This is a genomic window from Micromonospora sp. NPDC047557, assembly GCF_043205095.1.
GTDB lineage: Bacteria > Actinomycetota > Actinomycetes > Mycobacteriales > Micromonosporaceae > Micromonospora.
In genome coordinates this window covers 47,224-69,203 of sequence record NZ_JBIDDK010000019.1, presented here as the reverse complement: position 1 = coordinate 69,203, position 21,980 = coordinate 47,224, and the positions used below count along the sequence as shown (strand labels likewise).

21 protein-coding genes and 1 pseudogene are annotated in these 21,980 nt (G+C 68.9%); 7 read left to right on the top strand and 15 right to left on the bottom strand.

Translation table 11 applies throughout. The annotated features are described in order from the left end of the window. Window positions 1-161: 161 nt before the first annotated feature. Window positions 162-734, top strand: a complete 573-nt coding sequence (locus ACGGAQ_RS30110) for a hypothetical protein (protein ID WP_393055034.1) — start codon at window positions 162-164, stop codon at window positions 732-734. Here ACGGAQ_RS30110 and ACGGAQ_RS30105 read toward each other — a convergent pair. Next, a complete protein-coding gene (locus tag ACGGAQ_RS30105) occupies window positions 677-1,771 on the bottom strand; it encodes a glycoside hydrolase family 19 protein (RefSeq protein ID WP_393055032.1) in 1,095 nt (364 codons plus the stop codon). The two genes, ACGGAQ_RS30110 and ACGGAQ_RS30105, sit on opposite strands and share 58 nt — an antisense overlap. A gap of 245 nt (window positions 1,772-2,016) precedes the next feature. Further along, a pseudogene (locus tag ACGGAQ_RS30100) lies at window positions 2,017-2,118 on the bottom strand (IS6 family transposase); the annotation flags it as partial. Window positions 2,119-2,142: 24 nt separating this feature from the next. On the opposite strand from ACGGAQ_RS30100, the gene ACGGAQ_RS30095 reads away from it, so the two are divergent. Then, window positions 2,143-2,361 carry a GNAT family N-acetyltransferase gene (locus ACGGAQ_RS30095; protein ID WP_393055030.1) on the top strand — a complete coding sequence of 73 codons (219 nt, stop codon included), beginning with the start codon at window positions 2,143-2,145 and terminating at the stop codon, window positions 2,359-2,361. A 546-nt stretch (window positions 2,362-2,907) separates the two neighbouring features. Here the strand turns inward: ACGGAQ_RS30095 and ACGGAQ_RS30090 are convergent. The 5 genes from ACGGAQ_RS30090 to ACGGAQ_RS30070 all read right to left on the bottom strand — a co-directional run bounded on the left by ACGGAQ_RS30090 (window position 2,908) and on the right by ACGGAQ_RS30070 (window position 9,889). Then, complete coding sequence (locus ACGGAQ_RS30090; protein ID WP_393055028.1) at window positions 2,908-3,957, bottom strand: CU044_5270 family protein; 1,050 nt, start codon at window positions 3,955-3,957, stop codon at window positions 2,908-2,910. Beyond that, on the bottom strand, window positions 3,957-4,562 hold the full coding sequence (locus ACGGAQ_RS30085) for an RNA polymerase sigma factor (RefSeq protein WP_393055026.1): 606 nt from the start codon (window positions 4,560-4,562) through the stop codon (window positions 3,957-3,959). The genes ACGGAQ_RS30090 and ACGGAQ_RS30085 overlap by 1 nt, the downstream gene beginning before the upstream one ends. A 111-nt stretch (window positions 4,563-4,673) precedes the next feature. Next, complete coding sequence (locus ACGGAQ_RS30080; protein WP_393055024.1) at window positions 4,674-8,414, bottom strand: S8 family serine peptidase; 3,741 nt, start codon at window positions 8,412-8,414, stop codon at window positions 4,674-4,676. Window positions 8,415-9,107: 693 nt separating this feature from the next. Further along, window positions 9,108-9,329, bottom strand: coding sequence for a hypothetical protein (locus ACGGAQ_RS30075; RefSeq protein WP_393055023.1), 222 nt, complete (start codon window positions 9,327-9,329; stop codon window positions 9,108-9,110). Beyond that, window positions 9,326-9,889: a TetR/AcrR family transcriptional regulator gene (locus ACGGAQ_RS30070; protein WP_393055021.1), complete on the bottom strand. Its 564-nt coding sequence runs from the start codon at window positions 9,887-9,889 to the stop codon at window positions 9,326-9,328. The genes ACGGAQ_RS30075 and ACGGAQ_RS30070 overlap by 4 nt, the downstream gene beginning before the upstream one ends. A gap of 66 nt (window positions 9,890-9,955) precedes the next feature. Here ACGGAQ_RS30070 and ACGGAQ_RS30065 point away from each other — a divergent pair, with 66 nt between their 5' ends. Further along, complete coding sequence (locus tag ACGGAQ_RS30065; protein ID WP_393055019.1) at window positions 9,956-10,708, top strand: alpha/beta fold hydrolase; 753 nt, start codon at window positions 9,956-9,958, stop codon at window positions 10,706-10,708. Window positions 10,709-11,183: 475 nt separating this feature from the next. Here the strand turns inward: ACGGAQ_RS30065 and ACGGAQ_RS30060 are convergent, their stop codons facing one another. Next, entirely contained in the window at window positions 11,184-11,411 is a 228-nt protein-coding gene (locus tag ACGGAQ_RS30060; protein WP_393055017.1) for a hypothetical protein, read from the bottom strand. Between the two features lie 242 nt (window positions 11,412-11,653). Between ACGGAQ_RS30060 and ACGGAQ_RS30055 the strand changes: the two genes are divergently transcribed. Together ACGGAQ_RS30055 and ACGGAQ_RS30050 are read left to right on the top strand one after the other, a co-directional pair. Then, on the top strand, window positions 11,654-12,070 hold the full coding sequence (locus ACGGAQ_RS30055; RefSeq protein ID WP_393055015.1) for a VOC family protein: 417 nt from the start codon (window positions 11,654-11,656) through the stop codon (window positions 12,068-12,070). Between the two features lie 217 nt (window positions 12,071-12,287). Beyond that, window positions 12,288-12,893: a hypothetical protein gene (locus ACGGAQ_RS30050; RefSeq protein WP_393055013.1), complete on the top strand. Its 606-nt coding sequence runs from the start codon at window positions 12,288-12,290 to the stop codon at window positions 12,891-12,893. A 161-nt stretch (window positions 12,894-13,054) separates the two neighbouring features. On the opposite strand, the gene ACGGAQ_RS30045 is transcribed toward ACGGAQ_RS30050, so the two are convergent. Continuing rightward, window positions 13,055-13,468 (bottom strand): hypothetical protein, encoded by a 414-nt coding sequence (locus tag ACGGAQ_RS30045; protein WP_393055011.1) that lies wholly within the window; start codon window positions 13,466-13,468, stop codon window positions 13,055-13,057. 113 nt (window positions 13,469-13,581) lie between these two features. Further along, complete coding sequence (locus ACGGAQ_RS30040; RefSeq protein WP_393055009.1) at window positions 13,582-14,298, bottom strand: DUF899 family protein; 717 nt, start codon at window positions 14,296-14,298, stop codon at window positions 13,582-13,584. Window positions 14,299-14,435: 137 nt separating this feature from the next. Between ACGGAQ_RS30040 and ACGGAQ_RS30035 the strand changes: the two genes are divergently transcribed. Further along, complete coding sequence (locus tag ACGGAQ_RS30035) at window positions 14,436-15,356, top strand: RNA polymerase subunit sigma-70 (RefSeq protein WP_393055007.1); 921 nt, start codon at window positions 14,436-14,438, stop codon at window positions 15,354-15,356. 11 nt (window positions 15,357-15,367) lie between these two features. On the opposite strand, the gene ACGGAQ_RS30030 is transcribed toward ACGGAQ_RS30035, so the two are convergent. Beyond that, complete coding sequence (locus tag ACGGAQ_RS30030) at window positions 15,368-15,940, bottom strand: transposase (protein WP_393055005.1); 573 nt, start codon at window positions 15,938-15,940, stop codon at window positions 15,368-15,370. 73 nt (window positions 15,941-16,013) lie between these two features. Here ACGGAQ_RS30030 and ACGGAQ_RS30025 point away from each other — a divergent pair, with 73 nt between their 5' ends. Then, window positions 16,014-16,217: a tyrosine-type recombinase/integrase gene (locus tag ACGGAQ_RS30025; RefSeq protein WP_393055121.1), complete on the top strand. Its 204-nt coding sequence runs from the start codon at window positions 16,014-16,016 to the stop codon at window positions 16,215-16,217. A 56-nt stretch (window positions 16,218-16,273) separates the two neighbouring features. On the opposite strand, the gene ACGGAQ_RS30020 is transcribed toward ACGGAQ_RS30025, so the two are convergent. Genes ACGGAQ_RS30020 through ACGGAQ_RS30005 form a run of 4 tightly spaced genes read right to left on the bottom strand, consistent with a single transcriptional unit; the run spans window position 16,274 to window position 21,944 of the window. Beyond that, window positions 16,274-16,639 (bottom strand): cupin domain-containing protein, encoded by a 366-nt coding sequence (locus ACGGAQ_RS30020; protein ID WP_393055003.1) that lies wholly within the window; start codon window positions 16,637-16,639, stop codon window positions 16,274-16,276. Then, complete coding sequence (locus ACGGAQ_RS30015) at window positions 16,590-17,066, bottom strand: SDR family NAD(P)-dependent oxidoreductase (protein ID WP_393055001.1); 477 nt, start codon at window positions 17,064-17,066, stop codon at window positions 16,590-16,592. Before ACGGAQ_RS30015 ends, ACGGAQ_RS30020 begins: the two co-directional genes overlap by 50 nt. An 11-nt stretch (window positions 17,067-17,077) precedes the next feature. Next, the gene (locus ACGGAQ_RS30010) at window positions 17,078-19,057 is read right to left on the bottom strand and encodes a pre-toxin TG domain-containing protein (RefSeq protein ID WP_393054999.1); all 1,980 of its coding nucleotides are present in this window, start codon (window positions 19,055-19,057) and stop codon (window positions 17,078-17,080) included. 4 nt (window positions 19,058-19,061) lie between these two features. Continuing rightward, complete coding sequence (locus tag ACGGAQ_RS30005) at window positions 19,062-21,944, bottom strand: hypothetical protein (RefSeq protein ID WP_393054997.1); 2,883 nt, start codon at window positions 21,942-21,944, stop codon at window positions 19,062-19,064. Between the last annotated feature and the right edge of the window lie 36 nt (window positions 21,945-21,980).

The following is a 21,980-nucleotide window of genomic DNA, read 5'->3' as shown; positions in this document are numbered from 1 at the left end:
CTGTCTGTTGTGGTCTGTGGCAGGGCGGGCAGGCTCCCGTGCTTGTGTTGATCGATGAGATCGTGTGCTGGCGGGCGGGTCTGGACGATCTGCTGGCGCGGTTCGCGCACCGTTTCGGGCGGGCGGAGCCCCGCCGGCAGGCGCTGAGTTAACTGGTCGGGTTGCTGTCACCCCTGGCGAGCAGGAACGGCTGGACCTTGGCCGAGGCCGCAGGCGATGCGACGCCGGACCGGATGCAGCGGTTGCTCAACCGGTCTACGTGGGACCCGGACGCGGTCCGCGATGATCTGTTCGCCTACGTGTCCGAGTACCTCGGCCATAACGACGGGGTGCTGATCGTCGATGACCGGCGCAACGGCTGGCATAACCGCGGTGTGGAAGAAGGTTGTGCAGACCTCTCCTGCGCCAACAACGTCGCCAACCGTCCTCCCAACCACCGTGGCCCCAACCACCGTCGCGCCGGCCAGTCCGACTGGGACGCCGACGGTGGTCGCTACGCCCAGTTGAACGACGGTGGCTCCGTCACAGGGAGGGTCGTCGCGGCAACTCGGTCTTCGGGGCGGCCGCCAGCGGGTAACGGGGGTGGGTGCTGGAGACCTGGCGGTTGGGGGCGCGCGGGGTTACCGGCGGTCCGCGACGGCGAGGGTGCGGCCCGGGGCCGCACCCTCGCTGGGTGTCAGCAGTACAGATTGGTGCCTGGGTCCACGCCCAGGATCTGCGAGAACCGCTGGTAGGTGGTGACCCGGTTCTGCACGGTGGCTGGGTTGCGGCCGTCGCACTCCAGGGCGCCGTTGATGCTGCGGATGGTGCCGCCGAAGCCCTGGGAGCCGAGAATCGCCGAGTGCGCGGGCTGGCTGTTCGGGCCGTTCTGGGTCATCCAGTACCAGACACCGGTCTGCCACGCCACCGACGACTCGTTCTTGACCCGGTCCGGGTTGTTCAGCAGGTCGATCCCCAGCGCGTCACCGGCGGCCTTGTAGTTGAAGTTCCAGCTCAGCTGGATCGGGCCCCGACCGTGATAGGCCGACTGGCCCGCCGGGCAGCCGTAGGACTGGGAGCGGTCGCAGTACAGCGGCCAGTTCGCCTGGTTCTGCTCCTCGACGTAGCGCAGCTGGCCCGACTCATGGTCGATGTTGGCCAGAAACGCCGCCGCCTCACGCTTGCGCGCGGTGGCGTCGCCGGTGCCGGTGAACGCCGGATACTTGCGGGCCGCGTCGATCAGCCCGGCGTACGAGTAGAACGGGATGCGCAGCGGGAACATCTGGTTGTACTGGGCCTCGCTGACGGGGAACCCGTTGGTGCCGCCACCCGGAGGCGGGGTGGTGCCGCCCCCGCCGGAGCAGGTGTACGGCTCCCAGTACCAGGTGCTGATGACCGGGTCGTACCCGGGATTCTCGTGCTTTGCCCGGTAGTGGTTGCCGTCGGTGTAGCGCACGATCGAGCCGGCAGGGTAGAAGGTGCCCGCCGCCCAGTTCGGGTAGTTGCAGGTGCCGCCGCCTCCGCCACCACCGCCTTCACCGCAGGGACCGTTGTCCTGCCACACTCCGGAGCCACCGGTGCTGGGCGTCTCGTACTGCGTCCACCACTTCGCGGTCCAGTTCCGGCCCTGGTGCGAGACGCGCATGGAAGCGGTGTAGACCGCACTGTTGTTGTACGGCGCCGCGCAGGCTTCGGCCGCAGCCGACGGCGTGGTCGGCAGCAGCGCCGCAGCAGCACTCGCGATGGCCACGCTGACCGTCGCGATGATCGCCATCAGGCGTCTTCTGAACATGGTGGGGCCACCTTTCGGCAGGTTCGCGGACACGACGCAGGCAGAGCATCGAGTCCCTTGGATATACCGCAGGCGGACCTTACTGTAAATAAAGTTCAATAATCAACCCTGCCTGGCCTGGGGTGGCCGCGCGGTGGTGACCTCGACATCCGGGTCCGACGGTGATGTGGCCCCTACAACATGCCCGACTACCAGGCATGGGCGGCGCCGCGGCGATTGCGATCGGCGACATCGAGGAACCCGGTGATGTAGGTCTCGTCGACGAGCCACCTGTGACTTGGCGAGTGGCGGCAGAACCGGGCGGCGTCGGCCAGCAGCGGCGTGAACCGCTGCACCCACCGGTAGACGGCGCCTCCGCGACCTCGTACAACGTGAACGTCGGCTATCTCGGGGTGGTGCCGGAGTTCCGCGGGCGCGGCTACGTGGACGAGGTGCTCGCCGAGATCACCCGCCTGCACGCAGCCAATGGGGAGTCGCGCATCACTGCCACCACCGACATGGACAACGCGCCTATGGCGGCCGCTTTCGGTCGCGCCGGATACCGCAACACGGAGATTCGGATCAACCTCTCCAACGACATCCAGCCCTAGACGAGTAAAGGCCGGCACCCTGGGACCAGGTGGGGACCACACGTCGTACGCGATGGCGGTCGGCGTGCCGTCGACTACACGGCCTGATGTTGCGGATAGCGTGTGTGACGTGTGTGGATGTGTGGCGAAGCGTCCTGGGGGTCAAGGGGTCGTCGGTTCGAATCCGGCCGTCCCGACAGGCAAAAAGCCCCGACCAGCGGAAACGTTTTGGTCAGGGCTTTAACTTTGTCTATGGGGTTTTGAACCGCTCCCCGGAAACCCCCCATTTACCGGGGTCGGCAACCAGGTTCGTCATCCGTGCGCATCGTTAGGCAGGGCCGGTGCGGGATGTTGCCGCCTCCCGTGGTCGGTGCCGAGGCGTTCGAGGATGTCCGAGACGTCCGGGGCTTGGGCGGGCTTGGCGATGTAGTACGTGGCGGACGCCGGGTTCGGTTCCACTTCGGCCTGGAACGCGTGCTCGACGGCATTGAGGCGCTGGTGTGGGCCCGTGCGGTGCGGTAGCGGCTGGCCCCGAGCGCCGATCGCCCGGGGCCAGCAGCTGTCCGGTCAGCCGCTCTGGCCCGGCCGATCGACGATCCTGACTTCGGTCACCACGAGTCGCTGGACCGTGCCGCTCTTCACTCGTACGGTGCCGTCTAGTCCCTCGGCGGTGTAGTTCTTGATCGCCACGGCCCGCTCGCCGATCAGCCGATGGGTGTCCGGGTCCAGCAGGACCTCTTCGCGCAGCCACCCGCTCTGGACCCGGCCGAGCGCGACGGCGGGCCGTCCATCGACGTTGACGGCGTCCGGCACCAACGTCACGCCGGGAATCTTCGCCATCGCCCGGTAGATCGCGGCTTCCACCTCGGGTGGGAGCACGTTGTTGCGGAGGGTGACGTTCAGTTGTCCGAACGTGTATGCGTTGCGGTCTTCGTCGGTGGCTTCGCCCAGCCCACCCGCTGCCTGGTAGATCCGCTGCAGCAGGGCGTCCGGGTCGGTGGGCAGGGCGGCCAACGTCTGATAGTCCGACGGTGGCGTCGTCTGGGCCGGCTGGTCCTGGAACTGGAACTTGCCGTCCCGGAACCAGGCGATCTGCCGGCCGTCCGCCCGCATCCAGTGTTGCAGCACCCGGGTCCGGTACGGCCCGCCGGTGACCAGGCCACCGGGCCCGGTCCCACTGGTCATCCGCTCCTCGACGTGGATCCACTGATCCGGGCGCGGCGCGGTGAACGGCTGGGCCTGCGCGGCGGCGGCGGCCCGTTCCAGGGCTTCCGCGGCACTGGCCGGGCGCGCGGCTGGCAGGCCGGGGAACGCCGGAACGCCAGGGACCGCTGACACCGCCGGTCCCCGGTCGACCGGTCCGTTGACGCTCTCTACCAGGACCAGACCGCCGACCACCGCGGCTGCCGCCACCGTGACGACGCCCACCCGCCGGCCGAGCGGGGGCAGGCGCCACCCGACGAACAGCTTCGCCGCACGCGGCGGCACCCGTTGCGGGACCACGGTGTCGGCGTTCGCGGCGCGGGCCAGCAGCGCCGCACGCGCCTGCGCCTGAGCCGCCGGCGACGGGTCCCTCACCTCATGCCAGGATTCGCGCAATATCGTCAGGTCATCCATCAGTCGTTGTCCTCTCCGGTGACGGTCGGGTCGACGCCACCCAGTGCCGCCCGTACCTTCTTTCGTGCCCGGTGCAACCGCGACCGGGCGGTACCGGACGGAATCTCCAGCGCCTGGGCCGCCTCCTCGCAGCTGAACCCCGCCCACGCCACCAGCAGCAGTACGTCCCGATCGCGCGCCGCGACCTTGGCCAACGCCGCCGCCAACTGCCCACGGACGGCCTCGACGTCGAGCCGTACGGCGACCCGGTCGGCGTGCCCCTCGGCCACCTCGAACCGGTTGACGCGGCCCAACGCCCGGAACTGACGCACCTCCGTGCGCTGATGACGGGCGATGAGGTTGGAGGCGATCCCGTACAGCCACGGGCGGGCGTCCGGGCGCGCCGTGTCGTACCGCCCGCGTTGGTCGAACGCGATCAGGAATGTCTCCGCCGCGATGTCGTCGGCCAGGCTGCCGCCCAGCCGCCGGGCCGCGTATCTGTGAACCTCCAGGTAGTACCGGTCGAACACGGTCGCGAACCGTTCGGGTTCCTGCCGGGCCTGTCCGATGACGACGGCGTCGGTGTCGTCCGAAGCGGCCGCCGCCGCCCGGGTCAACACAGCCATGTCCAGCTCCTTCACGTCAGGTCACCCCACTCTCGCCGGGGCTCGCACTTTTTCTTCGCCGATGCGCCAGGAAGTGTTCGCGGGCAGACGTGCGGCCAGCACCGGCCGGGACTACCCACCGATCTGGTACGCGCGCAGCGAGGTCTGCTCAACGGTGTTGCCGTCGGTGTCGGCGGCCCGGGCCCGGAGCGAGGCGTAGCCCTTGCCGGGATTCGTGACACTTACTGCCCAGTGGTCACCGGCCCGGGTGACGGCGGCCGGCTGCCAGGTGGCGCCGTCGTCGTACGAAACGTCCACGGTGAAGGAGGCGACCGTCACGCCGGCCGCGCCCTGCCGCTCGACATAGGCCGGGAAGGTGAACTTCCCGCCGGAGGCCTGGTTGCGTACGTTGACCGCCGGGTCGAACCGGGCCGTCAGTAGCGGCAGTGCGGCCGCCTCGTCGGCGGCCGACGAGCGGAATTTCCATGCCGCGGACACCTTCGTCCACAGTGGCCACCATTCGCCCGCCCGACTGGTCTCGGCAACCAGCCGGTACGTCGCCGGCTCGTCCGGTACGTCGAACCGGGCCGCGTCGGGCACCGGCTCGGTCCGCACAAGCGCCCCGTTCCGATAGAGGCTGACGGAGCCGGTGTCGGTGCCGTCGTAGGGGAAGGGCTGCCGTGGCCGCCCGGCCGAGTCACCGTACATCGGCAGGATCACGTCAATCGCGCCGTCCTTGCGCCAGGCCCACCGCCGCTCGCCGTCCTGGGTCCAAGTCGTGCCGCGGAAGGTCGGGCCGGCGACGGCCTTGTTCCAGGCGAGCCGGTGGTCGCGCCCGGCCGCCAGTTGCAGGGTGTCGCGCAGCATGTCGCCGCCCCGCCAGCCGAGGTCCAGCTCCCATGTACCGGGGGTGAAGTACTCGGTGCGTTCCTGCGGGACCCGCACCGGCAGCGTCCAACCGGCTGACAGGGACGTGCCGAAGAACGGGGTCGCCGCCCCGAAGTACCGCACGGAATCCGCTCCGTTGTCGTGATAGCTGGTCCGCACCGCGGCGAGTTCCCCGGTGCGCGGCCGGTGGACCTGCGACGAAGTGACCTGTCGCTGCACGCCGTACGCCAGTTCGTATCGAGATGCGGTCTCCGGTCGGCTGGTGTACGACGCCGTGGTTTCCCCCGCCTTGACCAGGGTGGCGAACCGCTGCGCGGTCTGACCGTAACCGGCCAGGGTGGGCAGCGCCGGCGCGGGCTCGCCCGGTTCCTGCCCGCCGGCGCGGATCAGATCAGCGGCGTCGGCCAGCATGATGACCATCGCCATCCGCCCGCCGGCTTCCTTGATGGCGACGGTCCGCTGGAGCAGCTCCTCGTCGGGGATGTCGCCGGCCACCTCGATCAGCACCAGTTTGCCGGTGGCGTCGATCCTCGCCAGGTCATCCGGGGTGCCCTGCCCGCCGTACACGGCCGGCAGAGTGGCGTGCTCGGCCGACGTGGGTGAGCCGAACAGCCAGCCGACTGCTACCTCGAACGGGTTCTTGGCGCCGGTGAACAGCTCCAATCCCGGCTCGGTCGCCCGCCGCGCCTGCCCGAAGGCGAAGCTTGGCGAACTGGTGCCCGGCACGGTTGCCGCGTACGCCTCCTGAAAACGGGGGTCCAGCAGAGCGAGGACGCCGGAGGAACAGGCGCAGTCGCCGACCCTGGTGTGCAATGAGATGGCGTAGCCGCCGCCCCGGGCCTCGGGGTTGTCCGGGTTGACCGACACCCGCTTGCCGTCCCGGGCATCGAGGGTCTGCACCCGGTCCCGGTCGAGCTTCAGCTCGGGGTGGGAGATGAAGCTGTACGTGGGCTCCTGCCCGGCCCGCGGGGTCTCGATCGTGGCATGCACGGCATACCGCCCGACCGGCAGCCGCACCTTGCCCGGCGTCCCCCAGAAGAAGAAGTCGCTGTGGTCCAGATCGATGATCGCCACGCTGGGAGAGTCGCCCGACGGCGGGGCGGTTCCCGCCCGGTTGGTCAGGTTGACCGTCAGGTCGTACGTCTCCGCTTCCTGGACCACCGACAGCGCGGTACGCGTGCTGGTCGCGCCGTCCGCGCTCCGGGCCACGAGCACCCCACCGTACGTGCCGGCGGCGCCGGCCCGGCCGGTCACCGTCAGCTCCACCGGCGCGCTCCCGACCGGCGGTACGGTCACCGACTCGGCCGACAACCCGAGCAACCCGGCCGGAGCCGGCTGCCCGTCACGTCGGGCGAGCGCCACCGAAAGGGCGAGCGTCACCGGGGCAGAGCCAGTGTTTCGCCAGGTAACCGACCGCTTCTGCTGCTGGTCCTTGGTGGGCCACTTCAGGAACGCCGATACGCTGCCTGTCGCGGTAACCGGCTGACCGGTGGCCCGACCGACGTCGACCCGGCCGGTGCCGACCGCGTACGGTCCGGCGCCGGCGACCTCGACTGCCGTACTCGTCAGGGCGGACTTGATCTCTTCCGCCGTCCAGTCCGGATGCTGTTGTGCGAGCAGCGCCGCCGCCCCGGCCACGTGCGGGGTTGCCATCGACGTCCCGTCCAGCTGTTGGTAGGCCTCGCCGACCGGCGCGCCGATCGGTGGCACACCGCCCGGTCGGGCTGCCACGATCCCCTCACCTGGGGCGGCGAGCTCAGGCTTCACCGTCCCGTCACCGGGGCGAGGACCGCGGTTGGAGAACGCGCTGAGCTGGTCGCTCTTGTTCACGCTGCCGACGGCCAGGGCCGCATCCGCCGCCGCCGGCGTGGTCACCGCCTCCTCGGCACCGTCGTTACCCGCAGCGGCGACGAAGAGCGTGCCGTAGGCGCGGGTCAACTCGTTGACCGCCGCGGACACCGGATCGTTGCCGTCCGTGGCATAGCCACCCAGGCTCATGTTCACCACGGTGGCCTTGGCGTCCGCCGCCGCCCAGCGCATCCCATCGATGATCGCGTCGAAGGACCCGTAGCCGGTGTCATCAAGCACCTTGCCGACCGCGAGGTTGGCGTCCGGGGCCACGCCCCGGTACCGGCCATCCGAGGCGGCGCCCGAACCGGCAATGGTCGAGGCGACATGGGTACCGTGCCCGTGGCCGTCGTCGACGCTGCCCTTGCCGGAGAAGTCCTTCGACTGGGTCACCTTTCCGGCGAAGTCCGGATGGTCGGTGTCGACGCCGGTATCCAACACGGCCACCGTCTCGCCCTTGCCGGTCAGTCCCTTCGCCCAGGCGGCCGGCGCGCCGATCTGCGACACGCTCTGCTCCAGACTCGCCCGGACCCGGCCGTTCAACCACACCTTCTCGATGCCGCCAGCCAACCGCGTCCTGACGCCCGGTTGCTCGGTGCCTAGCCGCAGCCCGCGCCAGAACTCGACCGCGCGGGACTTCTTCTCATCGAGCGCCGTCATGCCCAGTCGGGGCAGCGCCCGGCGCACGCTCGCCCCCGCCGCCGGGGCCGAGCGGGCCGCCACTGCGGCGTCCGCGTACCGCACCAGCAGCGGAAGGTTCGACGTACGCCGGTCGTCGTACCCCTGCCGGACCAGACCGGTGAGGTTGAACAACTCCCAATCCAGCACGCCGGCCTGCACCAGCGCGGCCGCGTCCGCGGGCAGCAGGTATCGATCACCGCGCCTCGTCAGCTCCCGGAAACTCACCGGCCCCGACCTCCGTGCCGGGTCCACCACCAGGTCGGTCCGCCCGGCCGAGGTCCGCACGAGCACCCGGTCACCGGTTATCAGGGTGACCCAACGCCCCTGGCCCGAAGCCGTAGCCGAGGCAGCCGATGCCGGCGACGCGGTCACCGGGGTCGCCTGGATCGGCACCATCGCCGACGCACTCGTGACCGCCAATGCCAACGCCTTTGCCAGACCCTTGCGTCTGATCATCTCGCTCCTTGTGTCGCCGATTCCTGTCGGCTGCTATTGCCCGAAGCCGTCCCGGCCGTTCTCGGCGCCACTCCGTGCGCCCCACCTGCGGGGCTCATCGGGTCTACATGCGATCCGGGTCGACTGAGGGCTCAGCCCACTCCCGAGCGTGCCGCCGGGCCGGGCGGCGAACCGACGCCCGCAGCCATCCTCGCCACCGCCACCCCGGCCGCTCACCGCCCACTGTTGGCCTGGGTCGTCGAGATCACCGCCCGCGCAAGACGTAGGGGTTGCGCGTGTGCTGCTGGGGTTCGGCGTAGGGCCGCTTTCGCCGCCGATGGTGTTACCTGCGCAGCGCAAACCCACGACCGCAGCGAGGGCCACGGCCGATATTCCGGTGTCTGTCGGGGGCAGGTTGAAGTCACCCATGATGATCGAGTGTGGCCACTGGCTGGCCAGCTGGATCAGTACGGGAACCTGGCACCACGCGCGCCCCTCGGTGGCCATGTGCGTGTTGAACACCCTCACGTCGACGCCGCCCAGGGTCACCGTCACCGACTGGGCCGCCCGCACCTCCGGGTCCTGCCCGCATCCCGCCTCCTCATGCGGATAAGGATGGTTGAGCCAGTTCCGGGGCTGCGCCGAGGACTTGATGATGAAGGCTTGGCCGTACGGGCCGATGCAGGAGGCGGCAACGTTTTGGGCAACGCCAAACTAGGACTCCCAGGAGACGCCGGTAACCTCCTCCAGGTTCATCTCGATGTCGTACACCTGGTGTTTGCACACCTCCTGCAGACCGACCACATCAGCGAGCAGCATGTTGATGTGCTCTGTCCACCTGTCTGCGCCGGCGTCTATCGCGCCACCGGCGATGTTCCAGGTCATCACAGTGGTCTCGGCCGCCGCGACGGCGGACTGGGTTCTGGGCGATGTCACGTGGCGACTCCGACATGCAGCAGGGTCGCAAGTTTCTCCGGGAAGCTTTTCTCGACCGGGAGTTGGCGCAGCACGACGCGGGCCCAGACCGCGCCCGCGAGCGCGTCCATGATGAGCATCGGGTCGGTGTCGGCAGCCAGCTCGCCTCGCTCCGCGGCGCGGGTGAAGATCGGTAGCTGGCCGGCGAGGCGGTCGGCAAAGAAGGCCCGCGCGTATGCCGCCAGCTCCGGGTTCTGCGCGGCGGCGCCGAGCGCGGCGACCGCGAGGGTCGCCGAGCCAGGCTCGGTGAGCAGGCTGACCAATGTCTGAGCAAGGGCCAGCAGATCGCCGTGCAGGCTGCCGGTGTCCGGCGCGGCGAACCGCAGCAGCGGCGCGTCGGTCAGCGCTACGCCCAGGAGTGCCGCCTTGGATGGCCACCAGCGGTAGATGGTGGTCTTGTTGACTCCGGCGCGCTCGGCGACACCCTCGATCGTGAGCCCTTCGTAGCCGCGTTCGGCAACCAGGTGCAGGGTTGCGTCGAGTATCTGGGCGGTGCGACGCGCGCCGCTTCCCTCGGTCATGGCGGTAGTTTACCGTAGATTGCAACGCAACGTTGCGTTGCATTTACTGCCTCCGAGGAGGTCGTCATGATCCCGACGGTGTTCGTCCACGGCATCCGGCTCAGCTCCACCATGTGGGGGCCCGTCGCCGCACTGGTCAACGGCCCCAGCGCTGCGCCCGACCTGCCCGGCCACGGGACGAGAGAGGCCGAGCCGTTCACCATTGACGGTGCCGTCGCGGCGATCGTGGCCGCCATCGACAGCGTCGGTGGACGTGCCGTGCTCGTGGGGCACTCGCTCGGCGGTTTCATGGCGATCGCCGCCGCCGGCCGACATCCCGGCCGGGTCGCGGCCCTCGTTGCCGGCGGCTGCACCGTCCAGCCGCGGGGAGGCTTTCTCGCCGCGTACCGCCTCGTGGCCCGGCTCGCGGCGAGCCGACCGGATATCGCCGACCGGGTCAGCGCGAGCGGCTTCCGGCGGGCACTGCCGGAACCGATCGCCGAGGCGATGGTCGCCGGCGGCGTGCGATGCGCGGTGATGCCTGAGGTGGTCGCGGCGCTATCCGAGATGGACGCGATCGGAGAACTCCACCGCTATCCGGGACCGGTGTTGCTGTTCAACGGCGCTCGTGACCCATTCCGCGTGGACGAGCGGCGGTTCCTGGCGGCAGCGGCCAACGCCCGCCTCGTGGTCGTGCCCCGCCGCGGCCATATCGGCATCATCGCCGAGACCGCGATGCTCGCAGGGCTGGTCACAACCGCAGCCGCATCGGCGGCGCCGCAACCGAGTCTTAGCCGCGGCAATCACCAACCGACGCCCGACCCCAAGCCGCTGCGGTGAGGCAGCGACGCGCACATCTGCCGCGAGGCGCGCGCTTCGGTGTCCGCTCAGCAAGCCTGCTGTGGTTAGCATCGCTTTATGGCAGATCTCCTTTCAGCGAGACTGTCTTCGTCGATGATGCCGGCACAGGGGTCGTCGATATCTATACGCCGAGCGTGCGGCTGCCGTTTGCCGGGCATCCCCTGGTGGGCACGTCCTGGTTGCTGAGTCGGCTCCGAGCCAGGCCGGAACTCCTGCACCCGCCGGCGGGCTCGGTGCCAACCTGGCAGTCGACGCGCTGCCGGGTCCGCCGCCAGGTGGCGGGTGGCTGTACGCGTGGGCGTGGCAGGACCGGAGCGTCCGCGATCGTGCTGACCGCCGAGCTATGCCGGGCGCTGAACATCATGCAGGGCAAGGGATCGCAGATTTTGGCTCGACCAGGGCCCAACGCAGGAAGTTATCCGCACATGCCGCCGACCGTGCGTCACGTGGACGACTAAGCCGTTGTGACTCGGGCACCGGCGGTGTGCTGCTGGTGTGCCGCGGTGTGCCGGACAACCTGGATACCGGCGGTCGTGGTGGTCACGAGTGCCACGGATGCGGCGACCAGCAGCAGGGTGGTTTCGGCCAGGACACTGCGCATGTACTCGCCCCCGTTTGCGGTGGCTGACAGGTACTGCACAGCAGCGATCAGGTTGAGGGGTACAGCGACGATCGCGCTCATCCGACACCATGCCACTGGCGCTGTGGGTGCGACCGGTGGTCCCGCGCGCCGGGCCCGTGAGGGCGACAAGGGCGGTCACTGCGGTCCGGGCACGGGGCAGCTGACGACGATAGCTGGAGGGAAACCAACGCTTGAGCGCTGATTCTTAGTTCATGCATTGCCTCGTAGAGTCCACGCTCTCGTGCACAGATCTGCCACTGTCGGCGCGCGGGCGGCGACACGACGACCCTGCGTACGCTGCCGTGGTGCAGATCGACCTGGTTGCCGTGATCGTTGACGAGTACGAACCCGCGATCGCGTTCTTCACCGACGTACTCGGCTTCGACCTCGTCGAGGATTCCCCATCGCTGACCACTGACGGGCGGCCCAAGCGTTGGGTCGTCGTCCAGCCGCCGGGTGCCCAGACCGGGATTCTCCTCGCTCGCGCGGACGGAGAACACCAGCGTGCTGCGGTCGGTAACCAGGTAGCTGGCCGGGTCGGGTTCTTCCTCCGCGTCGACGACTTCGACGCCGCTTACCGACGGATGGCCGAGGCCGGTGTCACCTTCGTCCGGGAGCCACGGGCCGAGCCCTATGGCCGGGTCGCGGTCTTCCTCGACATCGCCGGCAACCGGTGGGACCTCCTCGGTCCGCCTGACGTCGCCGCAGTTGCCAGTTGAGGCGCCCAGGTCAGACGTCCTGATTTGCCCCAGACGGCGCGCCCCGTCAGCGTCCGCTCGTGCCGATGACGGTGCGCTTTCCAGTGTTGGCAGAGGATTGGCCGTCAAGCGTGGGTATGGGGCATCGGAAACTGCCGGTCCGGATGTGTGTCAAGTGCCCAGTCGCTCCCGCCCAAACCAGTTGGTTGCTCCGTAGCTCGGCGGTTACGGTGCGCGCGTGACAATGGTTGACGCGGATTGGTGGTCGATACTCCGGGCGCTGGACGAGCCGGTTGCGCCACCAGGGAGCATCGGGCCGGAGTCGATCCTGCGGGCCATGGTGGCGGGGGCCATGCCGAAGCCGATGCTTACGGCGTTGAACGACCGGGTGGCGCGAGATGAAGGTGATGGCCTGGAGGTGCCACGCGACTTCGACCAGACTGCGACCCAGGGCCGGTTTGAGCGGCTCGTAGAGCGGTTGAGTCAGGCCTATGGTTGCCCGTGCGACTCGGGGCTGGCCCAGGACTCCGCCTGTTTTGGCAGCGTCTGGATTCCCGCCGAGGCCAGCCGCAGTCACACGAAGCGCACACGCATCCAGCTGCCCTTGGTCGTGAGTGTTAGCAAGTTTGGCGGCCTCGCCACGTACGCGGCGTCCAGTCCGAGCGATCAGAAGCCCTACCTGCACCCCGACGACCGGCAAAGGATCGAACAGACACTCGCCGGACTCGGTTATCTCATCGTGCCTAAGCACATCCTCGCCACGCCATACGACGGGCCTAACGGCTGGGTCTTCGGCCCGGCGGCCGATGCGACTTGGTTTACTCGATTCTTTGACTACCTGTGAAAACGTAAAATCCGGGCCACCCATCGGGACAACTGGGCGCATTCATCTGTCGCTGACAGTGCGTCCAAAGCGACCGGATCTGCAGGTAAGCGGACTCCTTCATCTGCAGAAATCGGGGTTAGTACTCCAACGTCACTTGATCTGCCGGCTGGCTTACTCGGCTAGCTCATGAACAAGATCATGGCCGCGAGGCTTGCCCCCATGGCCAGGTGCTCCCAACGGAGCAGTTCCGTGAGCGGTCGATTGCGCAGCCGGACGAGTGCGGCCGCCATCCAGCAGAGGTAAGCCGCCGTGGCGGCGCGTAGCAACACGAGCGCTGCGTCATGGCCGGTGACGGTGCCGTGGTCCATCCGGGGCCCGGCGGCCATGTGGTGGGTAGCCATCGACCCGCCGTGTTGATGCATCAGCACGGCGAGCGCCATGAGCACGGCCCCGGCCGTACGGTGCCACTCCACCTCCGGGCCGCGCTGCTGCTCCTCGCCTTCGCTGGTGACGAGTGCCACCGCGAAGGCGAGGAGCAGCAGCGCGCCCGCGTACTGCACAACCGGTGCGGCGTCGAGGGTCACCGCGACCATGACAGCCACCATCGCACCCGCGAGCATCCGGGCCCTGCGGGACGCGCCCGCCCGCGGCACGACGCAGCAGCAGGCCGACACCGCGGCCGACCCGAGCATGATCATCTCGAGCGTCAGGACGTCACCGCCGGCGTAACGCCGGGGCGTGACCATTGGGCGGTGGGGCGGCCGTTGAGACGCCACGGGTGCCCGGTCACCCGCGGCCAGCCTTCAGGCGAGTTCTCCCAGTTCTCCTGCCGGCCGTACACCGTGAGGTCCAGGGCGTGGTAGGTGGTCATCAAGGCCTCCACGCCCCGCCCGGTGGTCCAGTAGGTCTCGTAGACCTTGTCGCCGTCGCGCAGGTAGCACGCGATGAACCCGAAGTCACGACCGTCGGCCAGAGCCGGGTCGGAGTCTTTCGCCGAATACCAGGGGAACCTGTAGCCCATGAACTCCGCGAACGGGGCACTTTCCTCGTAGGGACCCTGGCAGAACACGGCGTAGGTGACGTCCCGAGCGTGCAAGTAGTCCAGTATCTGCATGTGACAGGTCGAGAAGGTGCACCCCTCACACTGATGCTCGTACGGTTTGCCGTCGTGCCACATGTGGAAGTAGGCGATGAGCATCCGGCGGCCCTCGAACACCTCCACCAGCGGGGTGTCCCCGCCGGGGCCCTGGACCGTCACCGTCGGCATCAAGGTCATCGGCAGTTGACGACGAGCGGCTGCGATCGCGTCTCCTTCGCGGGTATGGGCCTTCTCCCGGACCAGCAGTTCGTTGCGCTCGCGCAGCCAGGTCTCCCGGTCGACGACCGGGGGCGCGGCGGCGCTGGACGTGGGGGTTGCCGTCATGGCTGTCTCCTTCGTGGAGTGGGGGTCGGTCACAGGTACAGACGACCGAGTCGGCGATCGTCATCGGTGACCGATGACGGATGGGGTCCGCGGTCGTCAGTACGGTTGTGAGGACCACTCAGCCCCGGGGAGATCACATGTCCGACTCGCCTGACGAGCAGGCGGTCTGGCTGCAGCGCGCCTTCGACGAGCACCGGCGCGAGCTACACGTGCACTGCTACCGCCTCGCAGGGAACGTCACCGACGCGGACGACCTGGTGCAGGAGGCCTTCCTGCGTGCCTGGCGGGCTCGCGACCGCTTCGAGGGTCGGGCGTCGGCGCGCACCTGGTTCTACCGGATCGCCACGAACGTCTTCCTCGACAGCCGCAAGGCGGCCGGTCACCGGACGGTTCCGTATGGTGACCCGCTGGAGTGGTCCACCGAGCTCGGTCCCTATCCAGACGCCCTGTGGGCCGACGATCCGCAGACCGGTCTCGCCGCCCGGGAGACCGTCGAGCTGGCCCTGATCGCAGCGCTCATGTACCTGCCGCCGCGGCAGCGGGCGGCCTTCGTGCTGCGCGACGTCTACGGCTGGACGCCGCAGGAGATCGCCGGCGCGCTCGACACCGCCGTAGCGGCCGTCAACAGCCTCCTCCAGCGGGCCCGCCACACCCTCCGGCGGCGCGCTCCGTCGGACCCACAGGACTGGCGCCGTCCGCAGCTCACCAGTGAGGACGAAGAGATCCTGCGCCGCTACGCCAACGCGAAGGACCCGGAGACGGTCCGGGCACTGCTCGCCGAGGACGTACGGATCACGATGCCGCCCGAGCCGCCGGTCGTCGGGATCGACGCGGCCGCGGAGTTCCTCGGCCGACCGCTCGACTGGCGTACCTTCCCCACCTCGGCCAACGGGCGCCCGGCACTGATCAACTATCTCCGCCGGCCCGGCAGCCCGCACTATGAGGCGCTGGTCGTCGACGTACTCCGGATCGAGAACGGGAAGATCGTAGAGAGCAACGCCTTCATCGGTGCCCGTCATGTCGCCGCCTTCAGCATGCCCGCCACGCTCGAGCCCTAGACGAGTAAGTCTCAAGCTAAGTGGCCGAGTCTGCGCTGGTAGTGGGATCGCCGGGCTTGGGCTTGGGATGTTCGTCGCCAGGTGGACCAGTGCAGGGTGTGCGCTGGGGGTAGTGGCAGGGCGAGGACGAAGGCGTTGAGGAGTCGGCGGATCTCGGCGACGGTCAAGGCGATGATCTCTGGGTCGGCGTCAGCCTGCTGGGCGGCGAGGATGGTCAGGACGGCCAGGGCGAGCATGGCCAGGATGATGAATCGGTGCCAGCCGGTCCAGCCGCGGACCTGGTAGTGGTCAAGGCCGACCTGGCCTTTGCCGGTTTGGAACAACTCCTCGACGCTCCAGCGGGATCCGGCGACGGTCACGAGGGTGTGCAGCGGCACCAGGCGAGGTGACCAGCACAGGTAGAAGGCCAGCTCGCCGGTGGTCCGGTTGCGGCGGATGAGCAGCCACCGGTGCTCACCAGGATGGGTGGCGGTGGTGATCCAGGCCCACAGAGAGTCGCGGGGACCTTTCGCTCCCGGTCCGCAGCTGTGCTGCTGCCACTCGGCGGTGGGTATCCGGTCGGCGAGGTCGTCGACGCGGGTCAAAGTGCGGCCGTCGTTGACATGCACGCGTCAGTCGCAGCCGACGGCCAGGACGTAGCCGGCCCAGACCGCAGGGATCCGAATGCCGAGGATGCATCCCCACATGCTGCGCCACACCTTCGTGACGACCATGCTCGACGCCGGCGTCAGCCTGCGCGACGTGCAGATCGCCGCTCGCCACGCCGACCGGCGCATCACCATGCGCTACGACCGGGCCCGCAAGAACCTCGACCGGCACCCCAACTACATCCTCGCCGCATACATGGCCTCCGGGACATAGCAAGCGCTCGCGGCTCTGCCGATGTTCGGATGCCGTTATGTAAGTCCGTGCTTGCATCAGTCGTTCTCTTGCAGCCAGTAGATGGAGACAGCAAGGAGCGGATCCGGTCCGTCGTTTCGAATCTGGTGCGGAACCTTGCTCTCGAACGCCGTGACGTCTCCGGCGTGCAGCACGGTCGTTTGGTCTGCCCACGTCAAGGTACCGGTTCCGGACACGATGACCCACACCTCACGCGACCGGTGCACATCAAGGTCGTTGGATGTCTTCGGGGCGACCGACCAGCGAGCAACCTCGAACGGGGCGGGCGTCGTCGGCGGGAACGGCAGCAACGCGCGGTGGACCCGACCGCCCTCGGTGAAGTCGTACCAGTGTTCAAATTTTACGGGGAGCCCCCCGGTCGTGGCTGAATTCGTGCTCGACATGTCGTCCAGCTTGCTTCGTCAAACATGTGACGTCTGGCGCGAATCGGACGCGGCGTTGCCGCACGCAAAGTGCGCTGTCGAAGCCGCAGATCACCACACCTGACGGATGCACTCTCATGACGCCGTCCGTGCGCGCTACCCTCAGCCGGCGCAGGGCGCGCTTGCTGACGGTGTACGGATCGTGCAACGGAACCGCCCGGACCCCTCGACGGACGAGACGCCGATGAAGCCGCCGCCGCAGCGCCGGCAGGACCGCGTGGGCCCCGTACACCTGCCCGAGGAAGTTGCCGCGCAGGACACGGTCGAACTCCTCGTCGGTGATGTCCTCCACCCGTCCCCACACGCTGACCGTCGCGGCGTTCACCCAGGTGTCGATCCGCCCGTAGATGTCCTCGCCCGTCGCGGCGAGCCGCACCGCACCGGACATGCGCGGGGCTGCTACTTCGGCTGGCCGGTGGCGGGCACCGGGACGGCCTGGCCGGGCACGCCGCGGGGGAGCAGGGGAGCCGGGCCCAGCAGGTGCTCCGGCGGCACGTGGATGCGCAGGCTGTTGGACAGGTCGACCAGCTCCTTCTGCGTCACATTCATTCCGAGCACCTCGAAGTTGTAGCCCAGTCCCGTGAGCTGCTCCTGCATGTTCCCCACCGGCACATCCCTGGGAAGTACACCGAAGACCTTTGTGTCCTTCGGGGAGACCCGCACCGGCAGGAACTCCTCACCGACCTGGACCACTGTCGCGGTACCGTCCTCATTGGCCGCCAGCCGCTCGATGTCGCGGCGGACCTGCCCGCCCTCCTCGCTCAGCACGACCTCACGCTCGATCCTGTCCAGGGCCGCGTCGACCTCGTCGGCTCTGGTGGGGAACTTTTCGCCGCGCAGCCGGGCCCGGTTGTTGCGGGCGCGCAGCACGTCACGGGCGTACGCGCGCAGCTCGGCGCGCTCAGCCTGGGACAGGGAACTGATGCCGCCGGACGCGATCTTCAACTCCCGGGCGGCGTGCCTGCCTGCCTTGGCCTCGAAGATGGCGACGATGATCAGCTCACCGTTCTGCCGGTGGGCCAGGATGCCGTCGGTGAGCTGGCGTCCCGACGCGTCGCGGATCATGTGGCCCGGGATGAACTCCAGCGTCTGGGGCGCGGGGATGTGGATGCCCAGGGCACGCGCCCCGGCGGGATCACGCAGCCACGCCGCGATCCGCGCCTCCAGGAACTCCTCCAGCAGCTGCCCCTTCATCAGGTTAATGTTCGGGCCCTTCTCAACGACCCGCATCAGCGCCAGATGGTCCAGCTCGCTGAGCACTGCCGTTCCGCTGACGAGCTTCTTCAGCGAGTCGGCGACGTACGTGGCGATGGACATGCCCCGCGGGCTGCCCCGCTTGACGCCCATCCTCTCCAGCGCGGTGACGGCCCTCGCCGCCAGCGCCAAATCGACCTTCTTTCCCGCCGCGATCAGGGTCCGGGCCTCGGAGATGGCGAGGCGCTCAGTGACGTCCTCGCTGACCTTCTCACCCGCAGCCAGGGCGAGGCTCCACCGTGCGGCGCCGCGCCCGTACAGCCGCTCCATCCGCGCCGCGGTGTAGAGCGCCCGACCGCCCTTGACGAACCGGGAGGCGAACGGCAGCAGCACGCCCGCGGCGATGATGCACCGGTCGACCTCGGTCAGCTCGTAGCCGAAGATGTCGTACCCGAAGGTCGCCTCGAAGATCGCAACCGCGGTGCCGACGACCGGGATGAGGGCGATGCCGAACTCGACGACCTCCAGCACCGCCGGACGGTGTTCGACGGGCAGCGGGAAGGAGTTGGTGTCGGTGGGCTGCTGCTGGGCTATCCGCAGCGTGACCAGCAGGTCCTGGCGCTGTGCCAGCATCCGGCTCATACCCTCGGCCGCGGGCAGGGTGAGAAAGTCGTCGTCGCCCTGGTGCGCCATCACCCACGCGGCCAGGGTCGCCGCAATGGCGTCGAGGGCGTCGGGAACAGAAGGAGTGGGAGGCACCGGAGATCCTGGCACCGCCGACGCCCGGTCGTGTTCCTGTACCAGCAGTACGCGCTTGCGGGTGCGATCGACGACCAGGTGCGTGGGCATGGTGGCGCGTTCGCGCAGCATCCGCATCAGCGCCAGGTATTCGTTGTTCTTGGCGGTGAAGGCCTCCGGGGTCAGCTCACGGCGGCGCAGCGGGGCTGCCGCCTGCCGCCGCGCGGTGACCTTCCACAGCTCCGGGCCGGAGAGACCGCCCTCCTTGCGATGCTCGTATGCGGCAAGGGAGTCAGGCCGCCGAGCGAGATCCTCGGCCATGATGGCGACCCCGCCGCGCAGCACGGCCAGCTCGAAGGCGCTCGCCCTGCCGCCGGTCATGCCGGCCTCGAACTCGACACGAGCCGAGGTCAGCATTCGCCGGTAGGGGCCCAGGTCGATGGCCATCGAGTCAGGCTGGGTAGACGGGGAGTTCGGGGCCTTCCTGCAACCACACCAGCGTGGTCGGCACGGTGAATTCCCACGGGCTGCCCTCGGGCAACGCGCCGGCCAGGTCGTCGGTCTGCGCCCGCACCTCGTCGGCGATCGACTTGTACAGCGGGTCGTCGATGGTGGGCGGCTCGCCGCCGAGCCAGACCCGGTCGGCCAGCCGAGGGCTCCTGCGAGCCAGGAAGTACGCGACCGCCAGGTTGTATGCGGGCGACACCGGGACCACCACCCTGGCCGCGCCTGCCTGCTTGAACTGGGCGAACAACGGGTCGATGTCGGAGCGGTTGCTGGCCTCCGTCCATTTAGTCTTGCGGCCCCAGAAGTACGGATAGAACAGGTAGGTCATCTGCGGCCAGTCGAAGGCCTGTTCGAAGAACTGGATGACCGGGCCCTCTGCCATCGCCTCGTACACGTCGACCTCGGGCAGCTTCGCCGGGGCGTCCGCCGGGTCCGTCATCGCGTTGTAGTCGCCGAGGTGACTGCCGGTCATCATGGTGACGCACAGCTTCTTTAGCTCGGTGCGCTCGATCTCCCGATTGGTGGCCGGGTTGCGGCCCTGGATCACCACGGCCCCCTCCGGCGCGCCGGCCTGGGCCACCTTCTGGTCGTACGCCGTCTTCATGGCCAGGTAGGCTGTGCTGATCTTCTCGAAGGTTTTGTTCTGCCAGTCCTGCAGGTGCGCGTCGTTGCGGTAGCAGTTGATGCCGACGTTGACCGAGTACGCGTTGATGTCGTACCCGATGCAGCTGACCGCCATGGGCCCTGTCGGGTTGTCGAAGGTCTCCGAGGACTGCGCCCACCCCAGGGTGTGCACTCCGCCCTGCTTGACGGCGGTGCTGGCGATGAGTTCGGCGGCGTCGTCACCGATTTGGATCGAGAACCGTGGCCCGCCGACCACGTAGATCAGCGACACGTTGGCGATGTAGTAGATCATGGTGTAGCCGTCCGGCACGACCAGGTCCTTGAGCATCTTCGATACGGTCTTGCCGTTGTCGACGCCACTCTGCTCGAACGACGTCGCCGCGTACGTCCATTCCAGCGGCGGCGTGGTGATTCCCTGGGCGTTGTAGCGGCTGGCGAACGTCTGGTAGTTCGACTCGTCGAGGTCGGCGGCGGTCAGCGGCTGGTTCTTAGCGTTGACGAGCGGGATCGGCGGCTCAGCGCCCACCACGGTCTTCGGCCGCAGCTGCGAGGCGAGCCAATAGGCCGCCGGCTGCGGCACGATGAACTCCAGCATCAGCCGCCGGCCGTAGTTGTAGACCTGTGCACGGTAGCGCTTGTCCACCCAGCGGTAGACGCCGGTGATGTGCGCGGCGCCCTGGGCGTTGTCGACGCCGTGGGTATTGGTCTCCTCGACCTCGTGGAAGGTCTTGGTGGTGCGCTCGGTCTTCACCTTCTTCTGAATCTTTGTGACGGAGCGGTCGACCACATCGCGGGCGAAGTTCGAGCTGCTTCTGGTCGACTCCTGCTTGGATGTCGCGTAGGCGAAGTCGCCGTGCGCGGTGGTGACGACCGGCCCGAAGGCGGCGGTCACCGTCACTCCGGCCTGCACGCTCATGTCCTCCTTGACGGTCCGGTCCGCCTCCTTCTTCAGCTCGAACCGGTCGGTGGACTGCTGGTCACGCTCGGTCTCGTTCACCTCCTCCGACGACTCGAAGTAAGTGGTCTCGACCCGGTCCAGCATGCGGTGCACCCGCTCGCGGTGCTCGCCCTTGAGCACGTTCTCTATGTGTGCAACTTCTCCCGGGGCGTACCCGAGCAGGGTCTGCTTGACCACCTTCAGGTCGCCGACGCCCAGCGGCCGGATCCGGCCGCTGACATCCACGTCGGGGCTGGTGCCCGGGTCGGGGTCGGCATCGAAGATTGGAGGGATGCCCAGGCCCGGCGCGATGGTGCCCACGTCGTGCAGATCGAGCGTGCCCGACAGCGCCCGGAACTCGCGCCGCAGCGCCGGGTCGTCACGCAGAGCGTCCACCCTCCGCAGCAGCGTGGTCAGGTGCGTTTGAGCGGTCGCGGTCGCCGTCGGCACCGCGGTGGCCTCCCCGATCCGTAGACGGGCCGCGACGCTCCGCGCTTCCTCGGGCAGGTTGCCATCGAATATCCGGGCCATGCTCGCCACGCGTCCCAGCGTGATCCGATTGCGGAACACGTCGCCGTGCTGGGTTGGCTCCTCCGACAGCACCCGCTCGCGGATCGGCGCGGCGTTCGCCCGTACGGCGTCCAGCAGTGTGCGGGTCGCCGCGACCTCCCGTAGAAGCGCGCGGACCCGCTCGTCGGACACCTCGGCGTGCCCTGCCACCGAGGCGGAGCCGCGCCAGCGTGTGGTCTCGGGCGCCTCGACGACCGCGAGCTCCGCGGGCACAACCGGGGTGGCGCCCAGCGCGGTCACCGCGTCGGCGGCGGTGGTTGCCGCGTCGGCGCGCCACAGTGCGGCGAAGTGCAGTGCCCGCAGCGCGGCCGTCGGCGTCTCCAGGTCGGGTCCGGCCGCCGGGCCCTGACGATACGCCCGGTACAGCGCGTCCCAAGCCGTCCCGGCCAGCTCGGCGGCATCGCCTTCGGCCAAGGCGAGCACGTCACGCAGCTCCGGGTCCGCGTCGCCCAGCGGGTCGCCGCCGGGCTGCGCGCCGAAATGGTCGGCCAGCGCGCGGGCCGCTTCGGCCAGCGCGGCCAGCCGCGGGTCCGGGTGCCGCGTGGACTCGCCGTCATCGTTGCCGGCGAGCGACCCGCCGCCGGGGGCTCTGCGCTGGTCGGTGATCAGGCCGAGGGCCGCCTCACGTTGCCCGACCAGTTGCGGCGGACGTACAGCGACGAACTTGAAGGCATCGACGGTCTGACTGTCTGGCATGAGTCTGTTCTAGGACGTCGCGACGCGTGCGCACAG

Excerpts from the sequence above, each read along its gene's own strand:
- ACGGAQ_RS30105 (WP_393055032.1), bottom strand. The coding sequence starts at position 1,771 with ATGTTCAGAAGACGCCTGATGGCGATCATCGCGACGGTCAGCGTGGCC.
- ACGGAQ_RS30090 (WP_393055028.1), bottom strand. The coding sequence starts at position 3,957 with ATGGATGACCTGACGATATTGCGCGAATCCTGGCATGAGGTGAGGGAC.
- ACGGAQ_RS30085 (WP_393055026.1), bottom strand. The coding sequence starts at position 4,562 with ATGGCTGTGTTGACCCGGGCGGCGGCGGCCGCTTCGGACGACACCGAC.
- ACGGAQ_RS30080 (WP_393055024.1), bottom strand. The coding sequence starts at position 8,414 with ATGATCAGACGCAAGGGTCTGGCAAAGGCGTTGGCATTGGCGGTCACG.
- ACGGAQ_RS30070 (WP_393055021.1), bottom strand. The coding sequence starts at position 9,889 with ATGACCGAGGGAAGCGGCGCGCGTCGCACCGCCCAGATACTCGACGCA.
- ACGGAQ_RS30065 (WP_393055019.1), top strand. The coding sequence starts at position 9,956 with ATGATCCCGACGGTGTTCGTCCACGGCATCCGGCTCAGCTCCACCATG.
- ACGGAQ_RS30060 (WP_393055017.1), bottom strand. The coding sequence starts at position 11,411 with ATGAGCGCGATCGTCGCTGTACCCCTCAACCTGATCGCTGCTGTGCAG.
- ACGGAQ_RS30045 (WP_393055011.1), bottom strand. The coding sequence starts at position 13,468 with ATGGTCGCGGTGACCCTCGACGCCGCACCGGTTGTGCAGTACGCGGGC.
- ACGGAQ_RS30040 (WP_393055009.1), bottom strand. The coding sequence starts at position 14,298 with ATGACGGCAACCCCCACGTCCAGCGCCGCCGCGCCCCCGGTCGTCGAC.
- ACGGAQ_RS30035 (WP_393055007.1), top strand. The coding sequence starts at position 14,436 with ATGTCCGACTCGCCTGACGAGCAGGCGGTCTGGCTGCAGCGCGCCTTC.
- ACGGAQ_RS30020 (WP_393055003.1), bottom strand. The coding sequence starts at position 16,639 with ATGTCGAGCACGAATTCAGCCACGACCGGGGGGCTCCCCGTAAAATTT.
- ACGGAQ_RS30015 (WP_393055001.1), bottom strand. The coding sequence starts at position 17,066 with ATGTCCGGTGCGGTGCGGCTCGCCGCGACGGGCGAGGACATCTACGGG.
- ACGGAQ_RS30010 (WP_393054999.1), bottom strand. The coding sequence starts at position 19,057 with ATGGCCATCGACCTGGGCCCCTACCGGCGAATGCTGACCTCGGCTCGT.
- ACGGAQ_RS30005 (WP_393054997.1), bottom strand. The coding sequence starts at position 21,944 with ATGCCAGACAGTCAGACCGTCGATGCCTTCAAGTTCGTCGCTGTACGT.